We start from the raw sequence: 23,489 nt of genomic DNA on the forward strand, positions 1-23,489 counted from the left end.
TTCATCAAGTCGACGCATTAAAAAAGGTCTGGCAGATATAACTGGCAGACCTTTTCACGTGCCACGCAATTGGTGTAGGCGGCTGTCCGATCAACTCGCCTTATTTGAAACTGTCACGACACGGCCGGACCGTCCCGAAGGAGAAAACACCTTCAACTTAACCTGCCCTTTCGCACTGATCGGGCCTGTGTATATCTTGCTTTTTTCGGTTGGCTCCGAGCCGTCTGTGGTATAGCGGATGATAAAGCCAGGTAGCTGCACATTAGCCAGTACTTTTCCATTTTCCAGGATAGCCCCGGCTGTAGGTATGCGATACTGAAATCCGCCAGCATAATGGCTCAAGCGTGGGAGCTCGCGTTTACCCAATACATTCACAAAGGCAGACCAGGCCTGGTTGTAAGCAGCTTCGGCTTTGGCAGCATCGGGCTCTGTAGCCCAGGCCGGGTCGGGCGCCCAGGCGCGCTCAGCCAAGCCCAACAGTTTAGGCAGCAGCATGTACTCCAGGCGCTCCGGGGTTTTGATCATCTCGGACCAAAGCGGCGCCTGCAGGCCTACAATGTTCGTCCGGCCGTAGGCAGTCAGTCGTTCTTTCCCTTTGAACACTACCGCCGGATTGATCGGCTTATTGTCCGTGTCCACTTTCTGGTTCTTCATGTAGTCGAACGGGATGAAGTAGAAAGGCTTGTCCAGATCCAGGTAGCCTGCCCAATACAAGCCCGGCTCTTCGTAGGCTTTCTGGTAAGTCAGGTCCAGGTATAGGTTGGAAGCGTTGGTGAGCACCACCTTGTAGCCGGCATTCGCCATGCGGTAAGCCAGGTCCTCTGCGCCCCACAGGTTATTCCAGACATCCACATGAAAGTTCTTGGCCTTGAAATCCTGGTTGGGCACATACACTTTCTTCCCATTCTGCTCTACCCTTGTCAGGCCTATTTCTTCCCAGCCTGACAGGTATAGGTTGCGGGCATTCAGCATGTCGTTCACCTTACCGAAGAAGTAGTCCCAAAGATCATATTTACCCTTAATCAATGGGTTAGCCGCGATCAAAGCATCAACAGCAGGAGACTTCTCCCAAACGCCATTAGGTACTTCGTCGCCGCCCATGTGGATGGTCTGGATCGGGGCACCGGCTTCCTTATACATCACCAGGATCTCGTCCACCACCTTTTCGAGGAAGGTATAGGTAGAAGGCAGCGCCACATTGATCACGTTATCGTTCCAGTTCTGCACCGAGCGGTACACTGATTTATCCTCCAGGTCACGGAGCAGGTAACGTTTTGCTTCTTCAGGTTTCCCCTCCTGCATCAGGCGGGCATAACGCGCATCCATCGACTTAATCGCTGCTCGGGCATGTCCCGGGGTTTCAATCTCCGGAATCACCTTGATGTGGCGCTCTGTCGCATACTTCAGAATCTCGATAAAGTCGGCTTCGGTATAGTGGCCGCTGCCGCTGGTTTTGTCGGCATCCGGACCTGAACCCAGCGAAGGCTGCAGGTGATTCAACTCATCTGTTGTATGGCCGCGTCTGCCACCAACTTCGGTCAGCTCCGGCAGGCCCGGAATCTCCAGGCGCCACCCTTCGTCATCATTCAGGTGAAAGTGAAGCACGTTCAACTTGTAGAGTGCCATCAGATCCAGAACCTTCAGCACCTGTTCCTTTGACTGAAAGTTCCTGGCCACATCCATCATAAAGGCCCTGTGTCCGAATCGAGGATTATCCGACACCCGCACGCCAGGTAGAGAAACAGAACTTTGCTTTTTAGTTAGTGCTGCCGCCGGGATCAGCGTCTTAAGCGATTGGGTACCATAAAAAGCACCAACCGGCGTGGAGGCGTTGATCACCACTTCCTGCGGACTCACCTGCAGTTCGTAGGCTTCCGGCCCCAGCCCTTTTTTCTGCTGCAGGCGGATCGCTTTGCCGGTACCCAGCATACTGATCACCGGCTTCTTTCCGAATACCGTGCCAAGGTGATCTGCCAGCATAGTAGCCTCGCGCATGAAAGCCGCATCCGTTACAATAGGTATAGCGGCGGTCATGGTAAAGGGCTTTCCGGTTTCGTGGTAAACGGCCGGCGTCGGGAATACTTTGGTTAGCTTCTCCTCGGGTATGTCGGTGATCACCTTGTTCTGCTCATAGACATCTTTCGCCTGCAGCCAGTCTACCCAGGGCTGGTCCGGCTTTTTCACGCTGATCTGCGCGGTGGCATGTCCTTTCGACTTGTCGTGGTCCCAAACCAGGTAAAAGCCATGTGGTGTTCTGGACTCGTTCACAACCTGCCCGCCGGACACCAGTTCTATAAGCAGCGAAGCCCCCGGAGCCAGTTCCTTGAAAGTGGCCGTTGGAACCAGGTAACGCAGGTCGCCATTCACATGCTCTACCTTGAAAGGTGCATTCTCTTCTTTGGGTTTAAGGGCAGGAAACGAATGGAAATACAAGGTCCAGCCACTTGCCGGTAAAGTAGCTTCTCCTGTGTTGGTGAGGGTGAGGACGGCCAGTGTCTGCGGCTTGTTCTGGTACTTTCCGTCTGCTATTTCATAGCTCAGTTGAAGCTTCTTCGGGTCAAATTGACTCTTGTTTTCCTGCGCAAAGGAAGTTGAATAAATCAGAGTAAAGAGGGCGCATAAAACGGCAGTGAGGGTCTTTCTCATGTTATCTAAATATACAGGCGTGTCGATTTATGCTGAAATATAGCATAAAATAGGTAGAACATAAACCTTATACCTGCACAAAACCGCAAGATTGATTTGAAAACTCAACGCATTCAGGTGTATTATTTTATTTCAACCCGAGGCAACCATCCGAAAAAAGTCTCCGTGATGGGGGCATCAAGAAGAAAAGGAACAAAAAAAGGAAACATGGCACGAGCTCTTTCTACGATAAAAAAATTGATGCTGGGCATTCTCCTTATGGCTGCTGCGGCTTGTGCTGATGACAACGAAGAAGATCTGATGCCGCAGCAGTCCCCCCAGCAATGCGATACCAATACAGTTACTTTTTCCGGTAGTGTGGTGCCCATACTGGCTACCAACTGCTACGCCTGCCATGCTGCCAACATTGCCGAGGGCGGAGTGGTCCTGAGCAACTTCAGTGGTGTAAAAGCAAAGGTAGACGAAGGCCGGTTGATTGGCGCGATCACGCACGCGCTGGGCTTCGCTCCTATGCCACAGGGCGCTTCTAAACTCTCAGCCTGTGATATTGACAAGATAAAGAAATGGGTGGCTGATGGCGCACTGAACAATTAATCTATCATCATGAAACAGCTCATGCTACTCCTGACGATCATCCTTTTCCCGATGGCAGATGGGATGGCACAAGCGCGTTACTTCACCAAAACAGGCCATATCTGGTTTTTTTCAGATGCGCCCCTGGAGGACATTGAAGCCCATAACAAAAAAGTTGTCTCTGTTATAGATATAAGCACCGGCGAAATGGTCTTTTCGGTCCCGATGAAGGAGTTTCAATTCCGGAAGTCCCTGATGCAAACGCATTTCAACGAAAATTATGTAGAGTCGGACAAATACCCTAGGGCCACTTTTAAGGGGAAAATAACCAACATGGAAACTGTTGACATCACCAGAGAAGCGGCCTATCTGGTGCGGGTAAAAGGCGTGCTGAACATACACGGGAAGGACAAAGCCATCGACACCGTTGGCACACTGGAAGTAAAAGGAGGGCGACTTTATGGCAAATCCACCTTCACCGTCACGCCCCAGGAGTTCAACATCGTGATTCCGCGGCTTGTTCGAAATAACATCGCCAGGCGAATTGACATAACAGTGGATATCGTGTATGCTCCCTTAATTGGTAACAGCCTTTAGATATGATAAAGAAATGGTTTCTCCTGGTGATGGTTTGCCTGCCGACAGCCTTTGCGCAGGCGCAGGACGAGCTGCTTAAAATAGCGGAAGCCAGTGATAGTGCAATCGCAGAATATGTGACAGGTACCTTTAAGGCAACGCGCTTGGTAAACGGGCACACGGTAGAAACGAACAGCGATGGCGTGCTACTCTTTCTGATCTCCCACCGGTTCGGTACCTTAAACAGCGGCGCCTATGAACTTTTTGGACTCGATCAGGCGACTATCCGCCTGGGGCTGGAGTATGGCATCACAGATCAGCTTGACATTGGTGTCGGAAGGAGCTCGCTCGAAAAGACCTTTGACGGTTTTCTAAAGTATAAACTGCTGCGGCAACAAACGGAAAAGGGCCGGCCGGTCACGCTCACGCTCTTTTCCAGCGCAGCTGTCCGGTCGCTGAAATGGCCGGAGGAAGAAAACAATTTTGAGTTCAGGCACCGTTTATCCTTTACGCAACAGGTTCTCATCGCCAGGAAATTTACAGATCGTTTCTCGCTCCAGCTGTCCCCCACCCTCGTTCACCACAACCTCGTTCCAACGCGACAGGCTGAGAACAATGTTTATGCGATTGGCGGCGGCGGACGCTTCAAGATCACCAAACGGACTTCTTTCAACGCGGAATACTTTTACCTGCTTTCTGACCAAACCCGCCAGGACTTCCGGAATGGTCTTTCCCTTGGCTTTGATATTGAGACAGGCGGACACGTTTTCCAGCTGATTTTCACAAATGCGCAGGGCATGGTCGAGAAATTCTTTGTCTCTCAGAATACCGGCTATTGGTCTGACGGCGATATCTATTTCGGCTTTAACATTTCGCGGGTGTTCGACCTGAAGGGAAAAGAAAAACAGGAATGGTGAGGCCTACTGCGACCATTCCGTAGGTTTCCGGTCCCAGCGGTGCGACTTAAGCTGCTCCAGTAATTCTTCCGGCAACCCTTTCCCATCGCTGGCCTGCAGATTGGCTTGCACGTGGTGGGCTTTGCGCATACCAGGTATAGTAGTGCTCACATCCGGATTACTCAGAATAAAGCGCAGAGCCATCTCGGCCATGGTCATGCCGGCAGGTATAAGTGGTTTCAGTCGGTCGGCATGGTCCACACTGGCTCTCAGGTTTTCGGGCACAAAGTAGGTGCTTCGCCAGTCGTCTTTCGGGAATGTGGTTTCCGTTGTGAAAGTGCCGGTGAGGGTGCCTTCGTCGAAGGGAACGCGGGCGATGGTAGCAATATCCAGTTCGCGGCAAAGCGGGAATAGCTTGTCTTCCGGCGCCTGATCGAAAATGTTGTAAATGACCTGCACGCTGCTGATGTGGCCGGTGCGCAGGGTCTGGAGCACATTGTCCGGTTCCCACCGATTCACGCTCACGCCCATGTGCTGAATTTTGCCATCGGCTTTCAGCTTCTCCACGGCCCGTTGCCATTCTTCCTGTTCTGACCAGCTGTCTTCCCAGACATGAAACTGCTGCAGGTCAATCGTCTCCACCCCCAGGTTCTGCAAACTTTTTTCGGTATAGGAGATGATATGATCGGCAGGAAAACAGTCTTCGAGCTTGTATTCTGCTCTCGACGGCCAATTCATATTTTTAGGCGGAATCTTGGTCGCCACGTATAGTCGCTTGTCTGAATAACGTTTGAGCAGGCGGCCTAGGATCTGCTCGCTTTTACCTTTGCCGTAGCCCCAGGCGGTATCAAAAAAGTTGCAGCCGCCTTCCACGGCCAGGTCCAATGAACGGTCCGACTGCTGGTCATCCGAGCCAGTCCAGCCGGCCATACCCCACATGCCATACCCTACTTCGCTTACCTGCCAGCCTGTGCGGCCAAATCTTCTGTACTCCATACCTTGTTAATTTTTAAGTTCTCAGTTCTGCATGCATACTCTTGCCGCCAGACAAGAGTTGCTGCCCAAGGTACCTCAAGTCACGAAGCTTTCCGATAGACCGGATAAAAAAGTTAATGGAAAGCCAGGTATAGGATGTAAGGCAGCCGGAGCAAGGTGGGGCCAGGTATAGAAAGTACAGAAGATAGGTATAGGTATAGACTATTAAATAAAAAAAAGAGCAGGCGCCCTATGGAAAAGCACCTGCCCGTTTTTAATGAAGTGTAATCTGCTGCTTACTTGGTTGGCGGCAGCATCACTTTGTCGATCACGTGCACCACGCCATTCGACGCTTCCACATCTGCCATGGTCACGTTGGCGTCGTTGATCTTCACACTGCTGCCATTTAGCATCACCTTCAGCTCAGCACTGTTCAGTGTTTTGGCAGACATGTTGTTCGACAGATCGGTTGATTTCACGTTTCCTTCCACCACGTGGTAGGTCAGAATATCGACGAGTTGCTGCTTGTTCTCGGGCTTCAGCAGGTTCTCCAGAGTTCCGGCTGGTAAGGCAGCAAAAGCTTCGTTTGTTGGAGCAAAAACGGTATAAGGACCCGCGCCCTGCAAGGCGCCCACCAGGTCAGCTGCCTGTAAGGCCTGAACCAGCGTGGAGAGTGACGGAGTTTCAGAAGCGAGGGCCACAATGTCCTGCGAACCTGCAGTCGTGGCATCGTCGGTTGCCATAGTTTCATCGGTGGTCATGGCGTCATCCCCGGTCGTCATTTCAGTGTCCGTTGTCACGACTTCCTCGCTTTCGGTGGCTTGTTCGTTGGTGTTGCAGCCATACAGGAAAAGGGCCGACAAGAACAAAATGCTTAGTTTTTTCATAAGTGTTATTTTTAATTGCTTGATTAACAGGGAAAAAACCAATAGCCAGCACCTTTGTTCAAAACTATTTTTAAAAGGATGCGGCACTGCCACGAATTTTAGCCTTGTCACATCCCGGCACGCAAAAAAAGCACTGGCCGACAAAGCAGGCAAATGACGGAATTCCGGGAGAGATGCTTATATTAGACTTCTCATACATTACATGCCATGACAACTATGCTGAAAAACCTTTGGAAGAAAGTCTCTCTCACATCGCTTGCGCTCATAGCCCTCACCCTACCCAGCCATGCCCAAAATGATAAAACGGAAGCAGACCTGCAGGCCATTATGCAGCAGCATGACATGGTCGGGCTGGCAGTTGTCGTAGTCAAGAATGGGGATATTGTCTATAACAGATCCTTTGGTTTGAAGGATGTTGAAAGCCAGACGCCGCTCTCTAACAGCGACATTTTCAGGATCGCTTCCATCTCCAAGTCCTTTACCGTGACGGCCCTGATGCAATTAATCGAGGCGGGCAAGCTTTCCTTGAATGATGATGTGAGCAAGCTGGTCGGTTTTCAGGTGCGGAATCCTAAATTCCCGAATAAGGTTATCACCCTGCGGATGATGCTTTCGCATACCTCCAGCATCAACGACAGCCAGGGCTACTTCACATTAGACACCATCGACCCTGCCAAAAATCCGAACTGGGCGGCCTGTTACAACGACTACGAACCGGGCACAAAGTATGAGTACTGCAACCTGGGCTTCAACATGGCCGGCACCATACTGGAGAAACTGACTGGCGAGCGCTTCGATCAATACGTAAAGCACCACATCCTGGACCCATTGGGGCTGTACGGTGGCTATAATGTAGACTCCCTTGACGCCAGCCGCTTCGTGACACTTTATGAATACAATCCTGACTCCAGCCGATTCTCCCCTTCTCCCTCAGCCTATAACCCACGCCGGCAGGAAATCAGAAACTACAAAATGGGCTACAGCACGCCTATTTTTTCGCCTACTGGCGGCATGAAAATATCGGCTACCGACCTGGCAAAGTACATGACCATGCATATGAACAAGGGCGAGTATAACGGCACCCGGATCATCTCGAAGAAGAGTGCTAAAAAGATGCAATCGAAGATCGCTGACAATGGCTACGGTCTGGCGCTGAAAACTGAGAAGAACCTGATTCCGGGGAAGGCCATAGTAGGTCACACCGGCAATGCCTACGGACTCTACAGCGCCATGTTCTTTCAGCCAAAGGAGCAGTTCGGTTTTGTGGTGATCACGAATGGCACCAGCGCCCCGGAAGTGAATGAGTATAACGTGGCACTGGCAGCGGTCATCAACAGCCTTTACAATAACTTAGTGAAATAGCCTTGTCGATAATTTAACCATATAACTTGTCGATAATTTAACCATATAAAAAGCCTCTCCGGAAATGGAGAGGCTTTTTATATGACCAGTCTATACCCGTTATACTGTGGTGTTACAACTCAGTAGCGTTAAAGGTGTCGCCCTGATTGACATCGCCTGTTTCGAAGCCTTTTTTAAACCAACGGACACGTTGGGCTGAGGTGCCGTGGGTGAAAGAGTCAGGTACCACTCTTCCGGTGGACTGCTTTTGAAGACGGTCATCGCCGATGGCACTGGCCGCATTCAGGGCCTCTTCCAGGTCGCCGGGCTCCATTATTCCTTTTTCTTTTTGGGTATGATGTGCCCACACGCCGGCATAGAAATCAGCCTGTAGCTCTACTCTCACCATGAGCTGATTGAATTCAGTTTGGGACAACTGGCCCCGCATGGCGTTTACCTGATCCATGGTACCGGTGAGTTTCTGGATGTGATGCCCCACTTCGTGGCCCACCACATAAGCCTGTGCAAAGTCTCCTTCCGCGCCCAGCTTACGATCCATTTCGCTGAAAAAGCTCAGGTCAATGTACAGTTTCTCATCGCCGGGGCAGTAAAAGGGACCGGTGGCGGCGGAAGCAAGACCGCAGGCCGAGTTTACCTGATCCGAAAACAATACCAGCGTGGGTTCTCTATACCCTTGTATCATCGTGTTCCAGACATCTTCGGTATCTGCCAGCACCACGGCCGTCTGGTCGGCTAGTGCCTGCTCTTCCGGACTGGGCTGGTAGTCGGTTGACTGCGCATACTGCGCGTCGCCGCCCACAAACTGTTGTAGGAGAGTCAAGGGGTTGGTGCCTGTCAGAAACAGGATCAATATCAGAACCCCCACTATGATGAGTCCTACTTTCGAGAAAAGGAGTTTGAACAAAGGGACGAGCAGCATGGGACTGATGCCCCTGCCACCTCCGAAACCGCCTGCGGACTGACCTCTACGGTCTTCTATATTGGTGCTTTTTCTTCTGCCTTGCCATTTCATAATTATTGTTTTCTAATGCGGGTGTGAAACTATTAAGTCTATACTTGATAATCGAACACTATAACGTGGAGCGACCTCACTTGGATATAGGTAATTTAGGAAGCCTGTCTCTACCGGTGTACGAAGGACCTAATGATAAGATAAATGACGACAAATCTAATTTTAGAGGCCTTGATAAAACGTTTTCAATTTCCTTCGTATAGTCATTTTCATTTATCTGCTTTTTAGGATTTGCCGAACTTAGAAAGCTCACATATAGGGAGAAGGCAGGCAGTTAGACACAAAATTTATGGATCATACATACAACAGGAAGGCACACAGCAAACTGATCGAGCTGAATGATGAACTTGAAAATTACTTCAATAACACGATCATCCCGCAGCTGTTCGTAGATGCCAACATGATCCTGCGTAAGTTCACTCCCCCAGCCATGAGGCACTTCAAGCTGACTTCTGACGACATTGGAAAGCACATCGTGGATGTATCCAGCAATATCCGCTTCCCTACTTTCATCGAAAACATCACCGAGGTGATCGAAAGCAGCAAAGACCTGGAAAAGGAGATCCAGACCACTGACAAGCGATGGTATCAGATGAACATCCTGCCCTACATCGTGCGCAAGGAGAACAGAACCAATGGGGTCATCGTCACCTTCATCGATATAGACGACCGCATTCAGATTCTGAAAGGTTACGAGAGCCTGAACAGAAACTATGAAAACATCATCCACTCCATCTCCCATGATATCAAAGGCCCTCTTTCGAATATAGAAGGGCTTATCAGGCTCATGCAGGAAGCGCCAGAGGACGAAGAAGATAGCCAGCGAATCAAAGACATGCTGAGCGAGTCTGTAGCCAACCTGCGCCAGACAGTGGAGGATCTGGCCGACATCCAGGCTAGTGACACGGGCTTTGCCCAGGCACCGGAACGGGTGAATTTCGAGAACATCATCGAAGACGCCAAGCTCGCCCTCCGGGACAGGATTGCGGAAACCAACGCACAGATCAACACGCAAATTGAGGAGCCAGAAATCAGCTTCTCCCGAAAAAATGTCCGGAGCATCGTTTACAACCTGCTCAACAACGCCATTAAGTATCAGAAGCCGGGCAAAACGCCTGTTATCTCCATCCGAACAGAAAAGTCCGGCGATTACATACTGCTTACCGTGCGGGACAACGGGATAGGTATAGCGGAAGATAAAAAACACTCGATATTTGAGCGCTATACTCGTTTGCACAGCGAGGTGCCAGGCACCGGCGTTGGGCTGTTCATTGTGAAAGGCATGGTGGAGCAAATGGGTGGTGAGATACAGTTGGAAAGCACGTTAGGCGAAGGGTCCACTTTCAAGGTGTATTTCAGGTCGTTGCGATAGGATGTAGCTTACGTTTAAGAGAAACCACGGCGTCTTGCAGACCCACGAGCGTACAACAGAACAGCCTTTCTTAAGAAGCAGGTACAGGTATAGCGAAAGGTGTTGAGTCAGACACCTACGGGAGCTATGCACACCGTGGGATATGAGAGAGGCTATACCTATACCTGTGTAAGATTCTGCATCTGCCTTGCGCTATACCCTAACCCCACTCCTTCCTTCTCCCGTACCCCTGCTATACCTGATCACCACACATGAACAACCTGAAAGACTTTCTGCAGCTCGTTTGGTCAGCCGTGAAGGGCAAGGAGCAGGACTTTACGACCTTGGGCATCCGATCGAGTATTGTGCTGCTGGCAGTGCCCATGATTCTGGAGATGATGATGGAGTCGCTCTTCGCCGTGGTCGATATTTTTTTTGTCGGAAAGTTAGGGCCTCACGCACTGGCCACGGTCGGCCTCACCGAAACGGTGCTGATGGTGATCTACTCGGTGGGCATGGGCGTGAGTGTTGCCGCTACGGCCTTGGTTGCACGCCGAATTGGTGAGAAGAACTACCATGAAGCAGGCAACGTGACTTACCAGCTCCTGGTCACGGGTGTGGTGCTGGCCTTGCTCATGGGTATCCTGGCCACCTGGTTTGCGGCCGATATCCTTACGCTGATGGGCGCTGATGCCGCTCTGCTCGAAACCGGGCTCCGTTATGCGCAGATCATTTTTGCCGGAAACCTGGTTATCATCATGCTTTTCCTGATCAACGGGATCTTCAGGGGAGCTGGTCAGCCGCACCTGGCGATGCGGGCACTCTGGCTCGCCAACGGCGCCAACATCGTGCTGGACCCGCTCCTGATCTTCGGCATCGGCAGCTTCGATGGTATGGGGCTGGAGGGCGCCGCCTGGGCCACCACCATCGGCCGAAGCGTGGGTGTCGTTTACCAGCTTTACCACCTTCTCAATGGCAAGCACCTGCTTAAAGTCGGCCGCGATAACCTGGTCATTAGTCTGGCGATGATCAGGCGTATTCTGGCAGTATCTTCGGGGGGCATGGGCCAGTACCTGATCGACTCTGCGAGCTGGATCTTCCTGACCCGCATCATGGCTGAGTTTGGCAGCAGTGCCCTGGCCGGCTATACCATCGCTTTTCGTCTGATTGTCTTTGCGCTGCTGCCGGCCTGGGGACTGTCCTCAGCGGCGGCAACGCTGGTTGGCCAGAACCTGGGCGCCCGGAAAGCGAAACGGGCTGAACTGGCTGTATGGCTGACGGCAAAGTACAACGTGATATTTATGGCGGCCGTCACGCTCCTGTTTCTTTTCTTTGGTGAGTACCTGGCCGCTTTTTTCGCAACAGACAAAGCCGTAATTGCGGTGGCCTCCGAGGCGCTTCGAATCATTACGCTGGGCTACGTCTTTTTCGGGTTGGGTATGGTGATGGTGCAGGCCTTTAACGGTGCAGGCGACACCCGCACACCGTCCATTATCAATATCCTGGTGCTCTGGCTGATCGAAATTCCGCTGGCCTATCTGCTATCCAAAATATTCGGATTTGGGGTAACCGGCATCTTCCTCGCCATTGCCTTTTGCCACTCGTTCCATGCGTTGGTCAGTTGGTGGCTTTTCCGCCGCGGCACCTGGAAAGCGGTGAAGGTATAAGGTATAGCCTCATAAACTCACCAAAGGTTTGAAAACAAAAAACAGGTATAGCACGAACGGCTATACCTGTTTTAGTATGAAAAGACTGGCCGGCTAGTTTTGCACTAACAAGCCATTGAAGTTCGCTACGAAATAAGCATGGGCCTGCTCCGCAGTCAGGATATGGCCCTGCTTCTGGGCGTCAGCAGCTAACCGGAAACCCAGTTCAGCTGCCGCCTTTCGCTGGATCGGTGTGCCGTGATGACCATCGCTTTCAAAACCACAGTCTCCAATTTCGAAGAATAGTTCGTAGAACTTGGCCACTCGTTTGCTGTTATAAGTAGCGCCTCGCTTGTGTGTCATGTAGTAGGCAGCCAGGAAATCGGCTTCCAGTTCTTTGTAACGCGTAGCCTCAGGCTGACTGGCGAAAGTGCCCGCCGGATACCAGGCATTGTTGTTCTTGAACTGAACCTGGTGCGCCCACTCATGTGCTAGTATACCTGTCCAGACAATGTCCTGCTCTACTCCTGTTTCAGAAATCATTTGCACCAGGCCATCGCCAATCACGATCAGGTTGCGAAAAGTAGTGGCAAAACCATCAGCAGCGAAGAATGGCGATTCTGGTAATTGGTTTGAGAAGGTGTTAAAGTACAGTAACTGATCAGCAATTGGGTAGGCTTGTTCTTTCGTTATACCGTTGGCGATCACATACACATCGGCCAGTCTTTCCCTGTCGTTCAGGGTAGCGGTGTGCTGCCCGTTCAACCGGATCTGGTTTGGCATGTCCCAGAATTTCTCCAGTTCCCGCTTGCGCTTGTTCATCAGGTCGGTGTACTCACCATTGGCGCCAAAGTACTGAGTAGAAGCGTCGAAGATGGCAGCATATTGCCCCAAGGTAAGGTACGTACTATAGATCGTTTGTGCCTGCGTTCCAAATACACCTACCAGATCATTGCCCAGGACCCTGAAATAACGGTTTTGAACATCTATTAAAGCAGTAGGACCGCACTCAGAAGGCTCCACCACATTGCCCATCAAAGCGCTGCGCAGATTTTCATGTATCGGCACCAGGCCGTCCATTGAATTCAGGGGTACAAGCTCCGAGGCGCTCTGGTTTTTAACAGCAGTGGACTGCAGGGTGTTGCCGGTAGCCAGTCCCATCTCGTCCACTTCCTTTTCACAGGAAAAAGTGATAAAAGCAAGGCCCAGGCAAAGTAGAGTAGAAGTTCTTTTGTTCATACTACGCGTAATTAAGTAGGATTTTGATTATGTAAATTTATAAAATAGTCGCTTTTTGATAATGAAGTGATAAAACACAATATAGCAGTATTAAAGATAGTTGTTCTTGTACCTAAACCAAATTTTATAGCCTTTAATATTATTTAATCAGATTTAGTTCCAAGGTATAATCAAGTGCTGGGCGCGTATTCTGTAAAACCCGGAACAAGCGCAGCCGTTATTGCAGGATGTAACAGAATTTTGACTGCCAGACGCCGTATGCCAGACAGTTTTAAATAGCTCCAACACGCCACGCACCATGTCCCCTGTACCAATAAGTCTTCTTAACTCTATAATGAAAAGTAAAACTCCATACCTGTTCTGGCTAGCAGTCTTACTGCTTTGTGCCCTGCCCACTGTGACGAGCGCGCAGGAAGTGACGGAACAGGACACGGCAGCGGTTGTTGCACCGGAGTGGCCCGAAGACTCTCTGGGCAGACGCACGCCGCGGGGCACCGTCTCGGGTTTCATCAAAGCAGTGGCCGACGGAGATTATACAAGGGCTGCTTTCTACCTGAACCTGGTAAGCCCCGGCGACACGATACAGGACGGCGCCGCCATGGCACAGGCGCTGCAACGTATGCTGGATCAGCGTAGCAAAACCCTTCCCCGCTCCTGGATCAGCAATCTACCAGAGGGCGACCTGGAAGACAACCTACCCCAAAACCTGGAACGCATTGGTACGGCTACCGTGGATGAGAGCAACGTTGACATCCTCCTCGAAAAAACGGAGGGACCAGCGGGCGGCCCCATCTGGCTGATAGCAGCCGAAACATTAAGCAAGGTGCCCCTGCAGGAAGAAGTTCCCGCCGAAACCGTAGTTGAGAAAACGTTGCCCGACTTTCTGGAAGAAAACCGCTGGGAAGGCGCACCGGCAGGCCATTGGCTGGGCTTGCTGCTGATCGGCATTGTATCCTATCTCCTCGCCTGGGGTATCATTTCAGGATTGATTTTTCTGATAGGTTACATTTGGCGCAAAACCCGCAACGAGCCGACTTATGGTTTTATCAGCGCCTTCTCGTTGCCGGTGCGACTCTACCTGGCCGCCGTCCTGTTGGTATACCTGAGCCAGCGACTGGGCATTTCGTTTGTGTTGCGGCAGCGCTTCAGTGAGCTAACCATCATCATCGGCCTGATAGCAGTGTTGCTGCTGCTCTGGCGTCTGGTGGATGTGATCACGAGTTTTAGTAAGCGCCGCCTGGTGGATCGCCACAACATGGGGGGCATCTCCATTGTGCTTTTCCTGCAGCGCGGAGCCAAGATCGCCCTGGTTGTGTTCGGTGTTATTTTCATTCTCAGCACCCTGGGCTTTGATGTGACCACAGGTTTGGCCGCACTGGGTATAGGCGGTATTGCACTGGCGCTGGGTGCTCAGAAAACGGTGGAGAATTTTGTAGGAAGCGTGACGCTCATTGCCGACCAGCCTATCCGGGTGGGCGACTATTGCAAAGTAGGCGACACGAGCGGCACAGTGGAGCAGATCGGCATGCGCTCCACCAGGCTGCGCACCACAGAGCGTACGATTGTCACTATTCCGAACGGAGACTTTTCTTCCCAGAAAATCGAGAACTTCGCCCACCGCGACCGCTTCCTGTTCAACCCTACCCTGCGACTGCGCTATGACACCACGCCGCCCCAGATACAGGCCGTGTTGCGCTCCCTGCGGGAAACACTCTCCGGACATCCTAAAATAGAAAAAACAAGCGCCCGCGTCCGCCTCACCGAGATCACGGCAGATGCCCTGAAAGTCGAGGTGTTTTCCTACATTCTGACCAGCGACTTCAACGAACACTTAGAAATTAAGGAAGGACTCCTCATTACGATGATGGATGCGGTCAATAGCAAAGGCAAAGGCTTTGCACTGCCTGTTCAGCAACTGCTCGTTAGTAATGATGGTGCAGGTATAGAAGAGAAAAAAGAAACTTCCCCGTGAAAGCGGGTTAATAAAGTCTAATATTTGTTTTTGTTCGCGAAGGCCACCAGCGAGAGCATGATCGGTACTTCTACCAGCACGCCCACCACGCATACCAGCGCAGCCGGACTGTCGAGGCCGAAAAGCGCGATGGACACCGCTACAGCCAGCTCAAAAAAATTACTGGCCCCCACCATAGCCGCCGGCGCGCAAACCGCATACCCCAGCCTGAGCTTACGACCACTGTACCAGGTCAGGAAAAAGATGAAGTAGGTCTGCAGTATGAGCGGAATGGCAATGAAGATGATGATGAGCGGATTGCTGAGTATGTTCACACCCTGGAAGGCGAAAAGCAGGATCAGGGTGAGCAACAGAGCGAACACACTCATAGGCTTAAGCCGGGGCAGAAACTCTCTCGTAAACCAGTCCTCACCCCTCGATCTGATCAGGGTACGGCTCGTCAGAAAACCTGCCACCAATGGTACCACCACATAAATAACAATGCTCAGAAACAGCGTATCGTAGGGTACCGTTACATCCGTAATACCCAACAAAAGGCCCACGATCGGCACGAAGGCCACCAGGATGATCAGGTCGTTGATTGACACCTGCATGAGAGTATAATTCGGGTCGCCGTCACTCAGGTATGACCACACAAATACCATGGCCGTGCAGGGGGCTGCCCCCAGAATGATGGCACCTGCTATGTACTCGCCGGCCTGCTCTGGCGTGATGAAGGCGGAGTATAGGTTGGAAAAGAAAAGCCAGGCAAAAAAAGCCATAGTGAAAGGTTTGATCAGCCAGTTCACAATCACGGTAAGCACGATACCAGTTGGCTTGCGACCGATGCGCTTGAGGCTGGTGAAGTCGATCTGCAACATCATCGGGTAGATCATCAGCCAGATCAGGATGGCAATGGGAATATTCACCTGGTATAACTCCATCCGGCTGAGCACCTCCATCTGGTCTCCGGCCACATAACCGATCAGGGTGCCGCCCACAATACAGAGGATCACCCAGATGGTGAGGTATTTTTCAAAAAAGGCAATCTGCTTTTTGGATTGTTGGGTTGGTTGTGCCATGCTGCTGTCCGTTCAGGTATAGGAAATACGCATCGTAATATTACGATAATTATGACTTAAACCAAAGATGGCAATAGTTGAGACTAAGGAGATCACATTATAAGTTAGAAATGCCTGTTTATCTGTTTTCCTACAACCCCTTCCACCTGCGGTTGGCCACAAATGGTGTCCAACGAAGTTTTAGCCGCTTTATACCTGGCGGTAGGCTGAATATCCCAAAATATGCAAAAGTCCCCGGTAAAATAAATATAAGCTAGCTAAATCCGGGTAGCCCTGCAATTCGTTTGTATGCTCCATTCACCAATTAAAACTGAAAGAAACTATGGAGTTAACAGGCATATTATTGTTTATCGGGGGCCTGGGAGGTCCTGAGGTAATTTTGATCATCCTTGTTTTTGTCTTGTTTTTCGGGGCGAAACGCATTCCTGAAATGGCCAAAGGCCTGGGCCGCGGTATCCGGGAGTTCAAAGAATCATCACGTGAAATCAAAGATAATTTCGAACAGTCCGCCGCAGTACAGGCCGAGACCGAACATGTTGACATAAATCGAGAGTAGCAACCCTAATGAAAAGAGAAGTCCGCTTTTGAAAGTAGACTTCTCTTTCTGACTTTTTTTCACTCCCCTAAATCCAGACAAGACAGCCAGTTCGTAAGTCTGGCATCGCTGGCGGGCAAGCAGTTTGTCTGTAGCAATTCCCAATATTTTTTACCTAATAACTAAACTTATGAAAAAACTACAGAATGAGCTGGCAGAGAAAGACCTGAGCCTGAAGGGCAGCCTGGCGGCTTCTATCCAGCGCCGTACTTTCTTGCGTTATGCCAGCGCCACCGCAGCGGCTTCCACCCTCCTCTTCATGACCTCGTGCGATGATGACGATGACAATGGCCCCATGGACCCGATGGCGGTTGACCTGGGCTCCGGTGACACCGGCATCCTGAACTATGCCTACGCCCTTGAGCAGCTGGAGGCAGCCTTCTATACCGAAGTGGTGGCCCGCTCGATGGGCGTCTTCAACCAAACTGAGCAGCAGATCATGCAAGACCTGAAAGGCCACGAATCCATACACCGTGATTTCCTCAAAGCAGCGCTAGGATCTGCAGCTATACCTGACCTGGAAGTGAACTTCAGCTCCATTAACTTCAACGACAAGAACAGCATACTCACAACTGCCCGCACTTTCGAAGATCTGGGTGTAGCGGCTTATAATGGCGCCGGAAGATTCCTGGAGAACGCCGGCTTCCTGACACTGGCTGGCAAGATCGTATCTGTGGAGGCCCGGCACGCCGCCGTTATCCGGGATATTATTTCCAACGGCACCTTCTCCGACACCGCTGACGCTAAAGGCCTGGATCCTGCCATGATGCCTGCCGAAGTGCTCAGCGCGGCTTCCGCTTTCATCAGTACCTCTATCAATGCTAATAACCTTCCTAAATAAGCCACGCCATGAACATATTCAGAATAATAGCAGATATCGAAAAAGTCGACCCTGAAGTGTACAACAAGCTGGACTCCAGACGCAGCATTTTCAAAAGCCTCGGGAACATGGGTAAAACAGCTGCCCTGGCCGCTATACCTGTCGCCCTGGGATCGGTGTTCAACAAAGCGTATGGACAGAGTTCCGGCACTGTACTGGAAGTACTCAACTTCGCGTTGAAACTAGAGTACCTGGAGCGCAACTTTTACGCCGGCGGGCTGGCTGCCAACGGCCTGATCACAGACGGAGCCGCCAGAGCTGCCATTCAGAAAATCAAGATGCACGAGGCGCAGCACGTTGACATCCTGATCGCTACCATCCGCAGTCTGAACGGAACTCCAATCAGTGAGCCAACATTTAACTTCGGCAAAAACTTTGCGGACTGGAACACCAACTACCAGACTTTCCTGACACTGGCGCAAGCCTTTGAAGATACTGGCGTGCGGGCTTACAAAGGACAGGCCGCCAATCTGATCAGTAACGACGCCGTTCTTACGGCAGCCTTGCAGATACATTCGGTAGAAGCACGTCATGCAGCCCATATCAGACGCATGCGCAATAATGCCGGTTGGATAGTGGGCGCTGCCGGTAATAGCAACGTGCCTGCAGGTGCAGCGGCTGTTTACGCCGGCGAGGACAATGTGGCGCATGGCGGCATCAATGATGTGAAAACGGTCGGAAGCGGTTACTCTGCCGAGATCGCTACCGGTGCTTTTGACGAACCGCTGACCAAAGAGCAGGTCGCTCAGATAGTTTCACTGTTTGAGTAAGTTTACCTGAAAGCTACTACTCACTGGTAAGTTTCCCATAGGTGCTTCATAGTGAGAGAACTGTCCTAGACAGCGCTCTCACTGTGGGGCATTTTCCATGATGCCTCTCTAAATTTATAAACAAATATATACCCTTCACTGTAGTGTAGTATAATGTCTAAATAATTGGCTGATCAAAGAACCAAAGAAACCCTCACAGAAGAAGATCTGGTAGCACGGCTCCGAGCCCGTGACAGTTCAGCCATGTCACAGCTCTATGACAGGTATAGCCCCACCCTCTACGGCATTATACTACAAATTGTAAAAATCGAAAATGTAGCCGAAGACGTGTTACAGGAGGCATTTTTAAAAATTTGGGTATCTTTTGATAAATATGATACTTCCAAAGGCAGACTTTTCACCTGGATGTTGAATATTTGCAGAAATCTGGCAATTGACACAATCCGCTCAAAGCAGTATCGCGTAAGTAATCTGTCACAAAAAATAGAAGCCGACTCCCGCACATTCCACTACACAGATACCTTCAAACCAGAGCATATTGGGATGCGGGAAATTGTAGATAAACTGAACCCTGAGCAAAAGCAGATCATCGACCTGATGTATTTTGAAGGCCTGACACAGAGTGAAATTGCGGACTCCTATGACATTCCGCTCGGTACCGTGAAGACCCGGGCCCGCAGTGCTGTGAAACTTTTATCAAGATTATTCAAAGGACGTGCATAACGAAGACTACATAGCATCGGGTGTCCTCGAACTCTACGCAGCGGGTGGTTTAAGCGAAGCGGAGAGGGAGGAAGTTGAGCGTCAGGCCGCGCAGTCACCGGAGATCCGTTCGGCGTTGGATGAGGCCTGCGCTGCTATGGAAGCCTATGCCGGACTCTATGCCCAGACCCCAAAAAGTGGGCTTAAGAGCAGAATTATGGACCAACTGGCGGATGAAGTAGCAAATGTTCGCCCGCTGCCAATCGAAAGTCTCCAGGAACCCAGCACTCATAAACAGGGGACTTATAAGTGGATGTTTGCCGCCAGTGTCACTTTGCTGCTACTTTCCGGCATTTTAAGCTTATACTTCTATAGCAAATGGCAACAAGCTGAGGAAAGGCTGGCCGGTGTTATGGCTTCAGAGCAATTGCTGGCCCAGCAAGTAAAGCAGACTTCATTACGCTTGCAGCAGCAGGAAGAAACCCTGGCCATCGTTCGCAACCCTGATTTTGAACTGGTGAAACTGAAAGGGGTTGAATCTAATCCGGAGGCAGCCATGCTGGTTTACTGGAACCCGAGCCAGGCAGCAGTTTATATCGATCCCATATTGCTTCCGGCCCCACCTAGTGGAAAACAATACCAGTTATGGGCGCTATTAGACGGACAGCCCATTGACGCAGGTATGATTGAACTGACGGAGGAAAAGACCAATCTACAGCAAATGAAAAATATCGCTGCGGCACAGGCTTTTGCCGTTACTGTTGAGCCGGTTGGAGGCAGCGCAACTCCAACGCTGGAAACGATCACGGTGATGGGAAAAGTAGGTTCTTAAAGGAGTTCTACCTCTCCTGCTATACCTTTAGAAGTGTACTTGACGTTGTTGCGGAAGAGCTGGCTGAAAATAGCCTGGAAAAGAGGTGTGGGAACGTGCTCTTCGTCGAGCTGCAGCGTAGCCAGCAGGCGCATGACCTCCTGCAGTTTTCCGAGCTTGCCGGGTTCGTTCATGAGGTTGAGTTCTTCCTTGCCGAACAGGAAAGCATTGGCCAGCCGCTCGTCGGTACGCTCAATGTAATCCATCACCTCGTATACCCGGGCAGAGAGTTCGGACAGCATCGTGTCGCTGGTCACGCGGTCGAACTTCCACAGGTATGGTACGATAGGTGCTCCAAGCTGCTGGCTTCGCTCAATATCAGAAAGCCGCTTGTAAAGCACCAGCGCCAGCACCAGGTTGTTGCAGCAATCCCTACACTGACCCAGTTCCCGGAACAGACCGATGGCCTGCTGCACGGTGCAAAAAACGTGCTCCACTATCCGCTGCTCATCTTTCTGCCAGTTGCTCATGTGCACCAGATCCTCGGTGATGTTGAAGTAACCCGGATTCTGGTATACCGCCTCTTCCACGGCCTGTACCATAGCCTCGAAACCGGCAGTAGCTTTCAGTAAACGGTTGAAGCATATAAAGTAAGCGATCTGATGGGTGGTCATGGGCACCTGCCGAAAGCGAAGTGTCGTTTTGATGGCTTCAGGAATATTCATAGAAGTGCCCCATTAAAGTTTAACGAATTCACCCAGGATGCAGGTATATATCAAATATAATGCATTCATATTCAAGTATTCAATACCCAGAAGTGGGTATTTTTGGAGCTCATACAGCCAGCACCACTTTACCCACTGTTCTGCCCTGCTGAAACAATCGGATGGCCTCGTGCATCTCGTCGAATGCATACGTATGCCCCACATGCTGCGGTGCCAGTTGCAGCGCCTGCAGTCCCTGCAGTAATTCGTGCATCATATCGGTCTGCTCGTACAGGTAGATCAGGTTAAAGCCCATAAGCGACTTATTTTCGGTGGGCAGCCTGAGCGGGTCAATCTTGGGGCGGCGCAGGTATTTCCAGAACAGGCGCGGGTAATTCGGCTTGCTGCCATGGCTGCTGAAAGAGGCATTGCCGTAGACCACCATGCGCCCCATCGGCGCCAGCGCCTGCCAGCCCTGCTCAAGTATGCGTCCGCCGATGCACTCCATGATCAGGTTGAGAGGGCGGCCGTGCAGACTGTGCATGAGTTTGTCATAGAAGTCACTGTCCCGCAAAATCACATCGCCGTAGCGCTCATGCTTTCGAAGAAAATCCACCTTGTCAAGCCGGCCGACTGTGCCGATGGTATAAGCCCCCAGTTTCTGGCAGATGCGGTTGGCCAGTATCCCCACCCCACCGGCCGCGCTATGGATGAGCACGTTCATGCCTGGCTTAAGGTTACTAAGTTCGGTAAGGGCGTAATAGGCCGTCAGCCCCTGCACCAGAAAACCGGCGCCTTCCTCAAAGCTCCAGTTCCCGGGTAGCGGCAACACATAGCGGTGGTGGCTGTTGATGTGTGTAACGTAACCACCGAACTTGGTGGCGCCCATCACCCGATCCCCGACCTGCCAGTTGCCAGCCTCCTCTCCTACAGCCACGATCTCGCCCGCGAACTCCAACCCAGGTATAAACGAGCCTCTTGGAGTGGCACTGTACAGACCCTGCATGGCAAAGATGTCAGCAAAGTTGAGCCCGATGGCCCGCACCTGCACGCACACCTCATCCGGGCCAGGTGACTCAAGTGATTCCTTTCGCAGCTCCAGGTTGCGGATAGAGCCTGCCTTTGTCATACGGTATACCTGTCGATCAATCATTGCCAAGGTTTAGTTAAAGATGTACTAGCCCTGCTTACGACAAACAGCTGCTGCAGTATGGTTAAAGAAAAAATGGGAAGGTCGTGTGGAATCCGGGGCTTTACTTCATCTACTATATAAATGCAGCAGAAGGCCTGTTTGCATCAGCATCACTAAACGGAAAGGAGCCGCATCATGGCACAGGTACAGGAAAAACAGAACACGGTAAAAGGCAGTAGAAAACGCGCACGCAGCAAAGGCTTTCACCTGGACATGACGCCTATGGTGGACCTGGCCTCGCTGCTGATGACTTTCTTCATGCTCACCACCACCTTTGCCAAACTCCAGACCATGGAGATCAACATGCCTACCGCACAAGGCCCTGACACGCCTATACCTGGCAAAAATGCCCTGAACATTGTGCTAGACGAGGCAGATAAGGTATACTACTTCTTCGGCTATCCGGGCGATGCCCCCGAAGTAAAGCAAACGGACCTTTCCACCACTGGCCTTCGCCAGGTACTGTTGGCCGAGCAGGTGAAAAGCAATCCAGATATGGTGGTGCTTGTGAAAGCAACAAAAAGCTCTCGTTTCAAAAACCTGGTGGACGCACTCGACGAGCTCAAGATAACTGACACCCGCAAATATGCCCTGGTGGAGCTGCGTGAAGAAGACAAGGCTTTACTGGCCGCCCGGTAAGCAAAAGCCCTGCTGCTCCAGGGGGCAGCAGGGCTTTAATAGGAAATACTTCACAGGTATAGCTTCAACAGAAATTACGATTACTCCGCTGGTTCCATGGCATAATCGCAGCTCACGGTTGGGTTAAAGGGGAAGTGCATACCGGAAGGGTTATGCTTCCATACCCAGGCATGTAGCTGGTAATTGTCGAAAGGAAGTGGATTTGCAGGAGAGTTGATGTACACGTCAAATTCCTGATCACCTAGCATCGGTGGAGTGTCCTGCCCCCACTCATCGGCCCGGATGATGAACTCTACCCCTACCAGTTTCAGGCGGCCGTTTTTCTGGGGCTCGTACAGCAAGGCCTCTGGTTGGCTAGGGTCAAGCACACCGTCCAACAAAGTAGGATTTACATAATGATAGCCCATTCCGCCTAGTACCGGATGTGTTACGCAGGGACTAAAGGGTACATAGCCATCTGCCATGGCCTCCTCGACCCGATGGTAGCGGGCTGTGGCACTGCGAATTTCGGCGAGAGTTTTGTTGTGCAGAGCAGAATTAGGTCGGTTAGGCCCTGCATTAGCTTCAAGTTGAGCAGCTAACGGCTCAGGTGTTTCCTGACTTTCACTGTCACAGCCCAGGAACAGAAAGGCGGTGACAAATATCAGAAAGGATACCAATGTTTCGAACTGGTGTTGAGATGGTGTGAGCATAGATTTAAGAGAATAGGTCTTGAATGATGGTGAAAAGCAGCGATTCCCCTACAAAGCAAAAGCAAGACCAGGCCTGTCAGATGCAAGTAGTACAGCAGTATAAGAAAGTGGGTGATGGAAAGATAGCCGGTGAGGCGATTAGTCGGGAGGACGTAGAACTATGATTAGAGCGTACGGATAGAAAACTTAAATAGTCACATGTAATCATTAATAATTTTAATTAAGCCAAAGAGGATGTGGAAAAAATAACATCCTTCAAATAAATTATGGTGCATTCAACAATATTTACTTTATTGAATATACGTTAA

Annotated in this window: 23 protein-coding genes; 14 read left to right on the forward strand and 9 right to left on the reverse strand. The window is 51.0% G+C overall.

What is annotated here, in order from left to right; all coding sequences use genetic code 11:
• Nucleotides 1-90: 90 nt before the first annotated feature.
• Complete coding sequence (locus tag AC4QZR_RS05290; protein WP_494479959.1) at nucleotides 91-2,646, reverse strand: beta-N-acetylhexosaminidase; 2,556 nt, start codon at nucleotides 2,644-2,646, stop codon at nucleotides 91-93.
• A 207-nt stretch (nucleotides 2,647-2,853) separates the two neighbouring features.
• On the opposite strand from AC4QZR_RS05290, the gene AC4QZR_RS05295 reads away from it, so the two are divergent.
• From AC4QZR_RS05295 to AC4QZR_RS05305, 3 genes are read left to right on the forward strand one after another with little or no spacing between them, the layout of a single operon-like run.
• A complete protein-coding gene (locus tag AC4QZR_RS05295; protein WP_494479960.1) occupies nucleotides 2,854-3,240 on the forward strand; it encodes a hypothetical protein in 387 nt (128 codons plus the stop codon).
• Nucleotides 3,241-3,249: 9 nt separating this feature from the next.
• A complete protein-coding gene (locus AC4QZR_RS05300) occupies nucleotides 3,250-3,816 on the forward strand; it encodes a YceI family protein (protein WP_494479961.1) in 567 nt (188 codons plus the stop codon).
• 2 nt (nucleotides 3,817-3,818) lie between these two features.
• The gene (locus AC4QZR_RS05305; protein WP_494479962.1) at nucleotides 3,819-4,712 is read left to right on the forward strand and encodes a DUF5777 family beta-barrel protein; all 894 of its coding nucleotides are present in this window, start codon (nucleotides 3,819-3,821) and stop codon (nucleotides 4,710-4,712) included.
• Between the two features lie 3 nt (nucleotides 4,713-4,715).
• Here AC4QZR_RS05305 and AC4QZR_RS05310 read toward each other — a convergent pair whose 3' ends face one another.
• Together AC4QZR_RS05310 and AC4QZR_RS05315 are read right to left on the reverse strand one after the other, a co-directional pair.
• Nucleotides 4,716-5,687, reverse strand: coding sequence for an aldo/keto reductase (locus tag AC4QZR_RS05310; protein ID WP_494479963.1), 972 nt, complete (start codon nucleotides 5,685-5,687; stop codon nucleotides 4,716-4,718).
• A gap of 275 nt (nucleotides 5,688-5,962) precedes the next feature.
• A complete protein-coding gene (locus tag AC4QZR_RS05315) occupies nucleotides 5,963-6,553 on the reverse strand; it encodes a fasciclin domain-containing protein (RefSeq protein ID WP_253404494.1) in 591 nt (196 codons plus the stop codon).
• A gap of 216 nt (nucleotides 6,554-6,769) precedes the next feature.
• Here AC4QZR_RS05315 and AC4QZR_RS05320 point away from each other — a divergent pair, with 216 nt between their 5' ends.
• A complete protein-coding gene (locus tag AC4QZR_RS05320) occupies nucleotides 6,770-7,915 on the forward strand; it encodes a serine hydrolase domain-containing protein (RefSeq protein ID WP_494479964.1) in 1,146 nt (381 codons plus the stop codon).
• A 112-nt stretch (nucleotides 7,916-8,027) separates the two neighbouring features.
• Here the strand turns inward: AC4QZR_RS05320 and ypfJ are convergent, their stop codons facing one another.
• Nucleotides 8,028-8,927, reverse strand: a complete 900-nt coding sequence (ypfJ, locus tag AC4QZR_RS05325; protein WP_253404490.1) for a KPN_02809 family neutral zinc metallopeptidase — start codon at nucleotides 8,925-8,927, stop codon at nucleotides 8,028-8,030.
• Nucleotides 8,928-9,216: 289 nt separating this feature from the next.
• Here ypfJ and AC4QZR_RS05330 point away from each other — a divergent pair, with 289 nt between their 5' ends.
• The gene (locus AC4QZR_RS05330; protein WP_494479965.1) at nucleotides 9,217-10,299 is read left to right on the forward strand and encodes a sensor histidine kinase; all 1,083 of its coding nucleotides are present in this window, start codon (nucleotides 9,217-9,219) and stop codon (nucleotides 10,297-10,299) included.
• Between the two features lie 251 nt (nucleotides 10,300-10,550).
• Nucleotides 10,551-11,945: an MATE family efflux transporter gene (locus tag AC4QZR_RS05335; protein WP_494479966.1), complete on the forward strand. Its 1,395-nt coding sequence runs from the start codon at nucleotides 10,551-10,553 to the stop codon at nucleotides 11,943-11,945.
• A 93-nt stretch (nucleotides 11,946-12,038) separates the two neighbouring features.
• Here the strand turns inward: AC4QZR_RS05335 and AC4QZR_RS05340 are convergent, their stop codons facing one another.
• Nucleotides 12,039-13,163: a hypothetical protein gene (locus AC4QZR_RS05340; RefSeq protein WP_494479967.1), complete on the reverse strand. Its 1,125-nt coding sequence runs from the start codon at nucleotides 13,161-13,163 to the stop codon at nucleotides 12,039-12,041.
• A 334-nt stretch (nucleotides 13,164-13,497) separates the two neighbouring features.
• On the opposite strand from AC4QZR_RS05340, the gene AC4QZR_RS05345 reads away from it, so the two are divergent.
• The gene (locus AC4QZR_RS05345) at nucleotides 13,498-15,135 is read left to right on the forward strand and encodes a mechanosensitive ion channel family protein (protein ID WP_494479968.1); all 1,638 of its coding nucleotides are present in this window, start codon (nucleotides 13,498-13,500) and stop codon (nucleotides 15,133-15,135) included.
• A 17-nt stretch (nucleotides 15,136-15,152) separates the two neighbouring features.
• Here the strand turns inward: AC4QZR_RS05345 and arsB are convergent, their stop codons facing one another.
• Nucleotides 15,153-16,196, reverse strand: coding sequence for an ACR3 family arsenite efflux transporter (gene arsB / locus AC4QZR_RS05350; RefSeq protein ID WP_494479969.1), 1,044 nt, complete (start codon nucleotides 16,194-16,196; stop codon nucleotides 15,153-15,155).
• 322 nt (nucleotides 16,197-16,518) lie between these two features.
• Between arsB and tatA the strand changes: the two genes are divergently transcribed.
• From tatA to AC4QZR_RS05375, 5 genes are all read left to right on the forward strand, one after another.
• Entirely contained in the window at nucleotides 16,519-16,752 is a 234-nt protein-coding gene (tatA, locus tag AC4QZR_RS05355) for a twin-arginine translocase TatA/TatE family subunit (protein WP_494479970.1), read from the forward strand.
• 169 nt (nucleotides 16,753-16,921) lie between these two features.
• Entirely contained in the window at nucleotides 16,922-17,632 is a 711-nt protein-coding gene (locus AC4QZR_RS05360; RefSeq protein ID WP_494479971.1) for a ferritin-like domain-containing protein, read from the forward strand.
• Nucleotides 17,633-17,640: 8 nt separating this feature from the next.
• Nucleotides 17,641-18,441, forward strand: a complete 801-nt coding sequence (locus AC4QZR_RS05365) for a ferritin-like domain-containing protein (RefSeq protein WP_494479972.1) — start codon at nucleotides 17,641-17,643, stop codon at nucleotides 18,439-18,441.
• A gap of 165 nt (nucleotides 18,442-18,606) precedes the next feature.
• Nucleotides 18,607-19,164: an RNA polymerase sigma factor gene (locus AC4QZR_RS05370; RefSeq protein WP_494479973.1), complete on the forward strand. Its 558-nt coding sequence runs from the start codon at nucleotides 18,607-18,609 to the stop codon at nucleotides 19,162-19,164.
• Nucleotides 19,157-19,975 (forward strand): anti-sigma factor, encoded by an 819-nt coding sequence (locus tag AC4QZR_RS05375; RefSeq protein ID WP_494479974.1) that lies wholly within the window; start codon nucleotides 19,157-19,159, stop codon nucleotides 19,973-19,975. The genes AC4QZR_RS05370 and AC4QZR_RS05375 overlap by 8 nt, the downstream gene beginning before the upstream one ends.
• Here AC4QZR_RS05375 and AC4QZR_RS05380 read toward each other — a convergent pair.
• Entirely contained in the window at nucleotides 19,972-20,679 is a 708-nt protein-coding gene (locus AC4QZR_RS05380; RefSeq protein WP_494479975.1) for a hypothetical protein, read from the reverse strand. The genes AC4QZR_RS05375 and AC4QZR_RS05380 overlap by 4 nt on opposite strands.
• A gap of 109 nt (nucleotides 20,680-20,788) precedes the next feature.
• The gene (locus tag AC4QZR_RS05385; protein ID WP_494480382.1) at nucleotides 20,789-21,811 is read right to left on the reverse strand and encodes an alcohol dehydrogenase catalytic domain-containing protein; all 1,023 of its coding nucleotides are present in this window, start codon (nucleotides 21,809-21,811) and stop codon (nucleotides 20,789-20,791) included.
• A gap of 174 nt (nucleotides 21,812-21,985) precedes the next feature.
• On the opposite strand from AC4QZR_RS05385, the gene AC4QZR_RS05390 reads away from it, so the two are divergent.
• Nucleotides 21,986-22,489 (forward strand): ExbD/TolR family protein, encoded by a 504-nt coding sequence (locus tag AC4QZR_RS05390; protein ID WP_494479976.1) that lies wholly within the window; start codon nucleotides 21,986-21,988, stop codon nucleotides 22,487-22,489.
• A gap of 80 nt (nucleotides 22,490-22,569) precedes the next feature.
• On the opposite strand, the gene AC4QZR_RS05395 is transcribed toward AC4QZR_RS05390, so the two are convergent.
• Entirely contained in the window at nucleotides 22,570-23,181 is a 612-nt protein-coding gene (locus AC4QZR_RS05395) for a hypothetical protein (RefSeq protein ID WP_494479977.1), read from the reverse strand.
• 23 nt (nucleotides 23,182-23,204) lie between these two features.
• On the opposite strand from AC4QZR_RS05395, the gene AC4QZR_RS05400 reads away from it, so the two are divergent.
• On the forward strand, nucleotides 23,205-23,345 hold the full coding sequence (locus tag AC4QZR_RS05400; protein ID WP_494479978.1) for a hypothetical protein: 141 nt from the start codon (nucleotides 23,205-23,207) through the stop codon (nucleotides 23,343-23,345).
• Nucleotides 23,346-23,489: the final 144 nt, after the last annotated feature.

Source organism: Pontibacter sp. YIM B11418 (genome assembly GCF_059278805.1).

Coding starts and splice junctions, on each gene's coding strand:
- AC4QZR_RS05380 (WP_494479975.1), bottom strand. CDS start 20,679: ATGAATATTCCTGAAGCCATCAAAACGACACTTCGCTTTCGGCAGGTG.
- AC4QZR_RS05330 (WP_494479965.1), top strand. CDS start 9,217: ATGGATCATACATACAACAGGAAGGCACACAGCAAACTGATCGAGCTG.
- AC4QZR_RS05315 (WP_253404494.1), bottom strand. CDS start 6,553: ATGAAAAAACTAAGCATTTTGTTCTTGTCGGCCCTTTTCCTGTATGGC.
- AC4QZR_RS05340 (WP_494479967.1), bottom strand. CDS start 13,163: ATGAACAAAAGAACTTCTACTCTACTTTGCCTGGGCCTTGCTTTTATC.
- ypfJ (WP_253404490.1), bottom strand. CDS start 8,927: ATGAAATGGCAAGGCAGAAGAAAAAGCACCAATATAGAAGACCGTAGA.
- tatA (WP_494479970.1), top strand. CDS start 16,519: ATGGAGTTAACAGGCATATTATTGTTTATCGGGGGCCTGGGAGGTCCT.
- AC4QZR_RS05335 (WP_494479966.1), top strand. CDS start 10,551: ATGAACAACCTGAAAGACTTTCTGCAGCTCGTTTGGTCAGCCGTGAAG.
- AC4QZR_RS05385 (WP_494480382.1), bottom strand. CDS start 21,811: ATGATTGATCGACAGGTATACCGTATGACAAAGGCAGGCTCTATCCGC.
- AC4QZR_RS05320 (WP_494479964.1), top strand. CDS start 6,770: ATGCTGAAAAACCTTTGGAAGAAAGTCTCTCTCACATCGCTTGCGCTC.
- AC4QZR_RS05360 (WP_494479971.1), top strand. CDS start 16,922: ATGAAAAAACTACAGAATGAGCTGGCAGAGAAAGACCTGAGCCTGAAG.
- AC4QZR_RS05310 (WP_494479963.1), bottom strand. CDS start 5,687: ATGGAGTACAGAAGATTTGGCCGCACAGGCTGGCAGGTAAGCGAAGTA.
- AC4QZR_RS05390 (WP_494479976.1), top strand. CDS start 21,986: ATGGCACAGGTACAGGAAAAACAGAACACGGTAAAAGGCAGTAGAAAA.
- arsB (WP_494479969.1), bottom strand. CDS start 16,196: ATGGCACAACCAACCCAACAATCCAAAAAGCAGATTGCCTTTTTTGAA.
- AC4QZR_RS05365 (WP_494479972.1), top strand. CDS start 17,641: ATGAACATATTCAGAATAATAGCAGATATCGAAAAAGTCGACCCTGAA.
- AC4QZR_RS05345 (WP_494479968.1), top strand. CDS start 13,498: ATGAAAAGTAAAACTCCATACCTGTTCTGGCTAGCAGTCTTACTGCTT.
- AC4QZR_RS05395 (WP_494479977.1), bottom strand. CDS start 23,181: ATGCTCACACCATCTCAACACCAGTTCGAAACATTGGTATCCTTTCTG.
- AC4QZR_RS05300 (WP_494479961.1), top strand. CDS start 3,250: ATGAAACAGCTCATGCTACTCCTGACGATCATCCTTTTCCCGATGGCA.
- AC4QZR_RS05305 (WP_494479962.1), top strand. CDS start 3,819: ATGATAAAGAAATGGTTTCTCCTGGTGATGGTTTGCCTGCCGACAGCC.
- AC4QZR_RS05295 (WP_494479960.1), top strand. CDS start 2,854: ATGGCACGAGCTCTTTCTACGATAAAAAAATTGATGCTGGGCATTCTC.
- AC4QZR_RS05290 (WP_494479959.1), bottom strand. CDS start 2,646: ATGAGAAAGACCCTCACTGCCGTTTTATGCGCCCTCTTTACTCTGATT.
- AC4QZR_RS05400 (WP_494479978.1), top strand. CDS start 23,205: ATGATGGTGAAAAGCAGCGATTCCCCTACAAAGCAAAAGCAAGACCAG.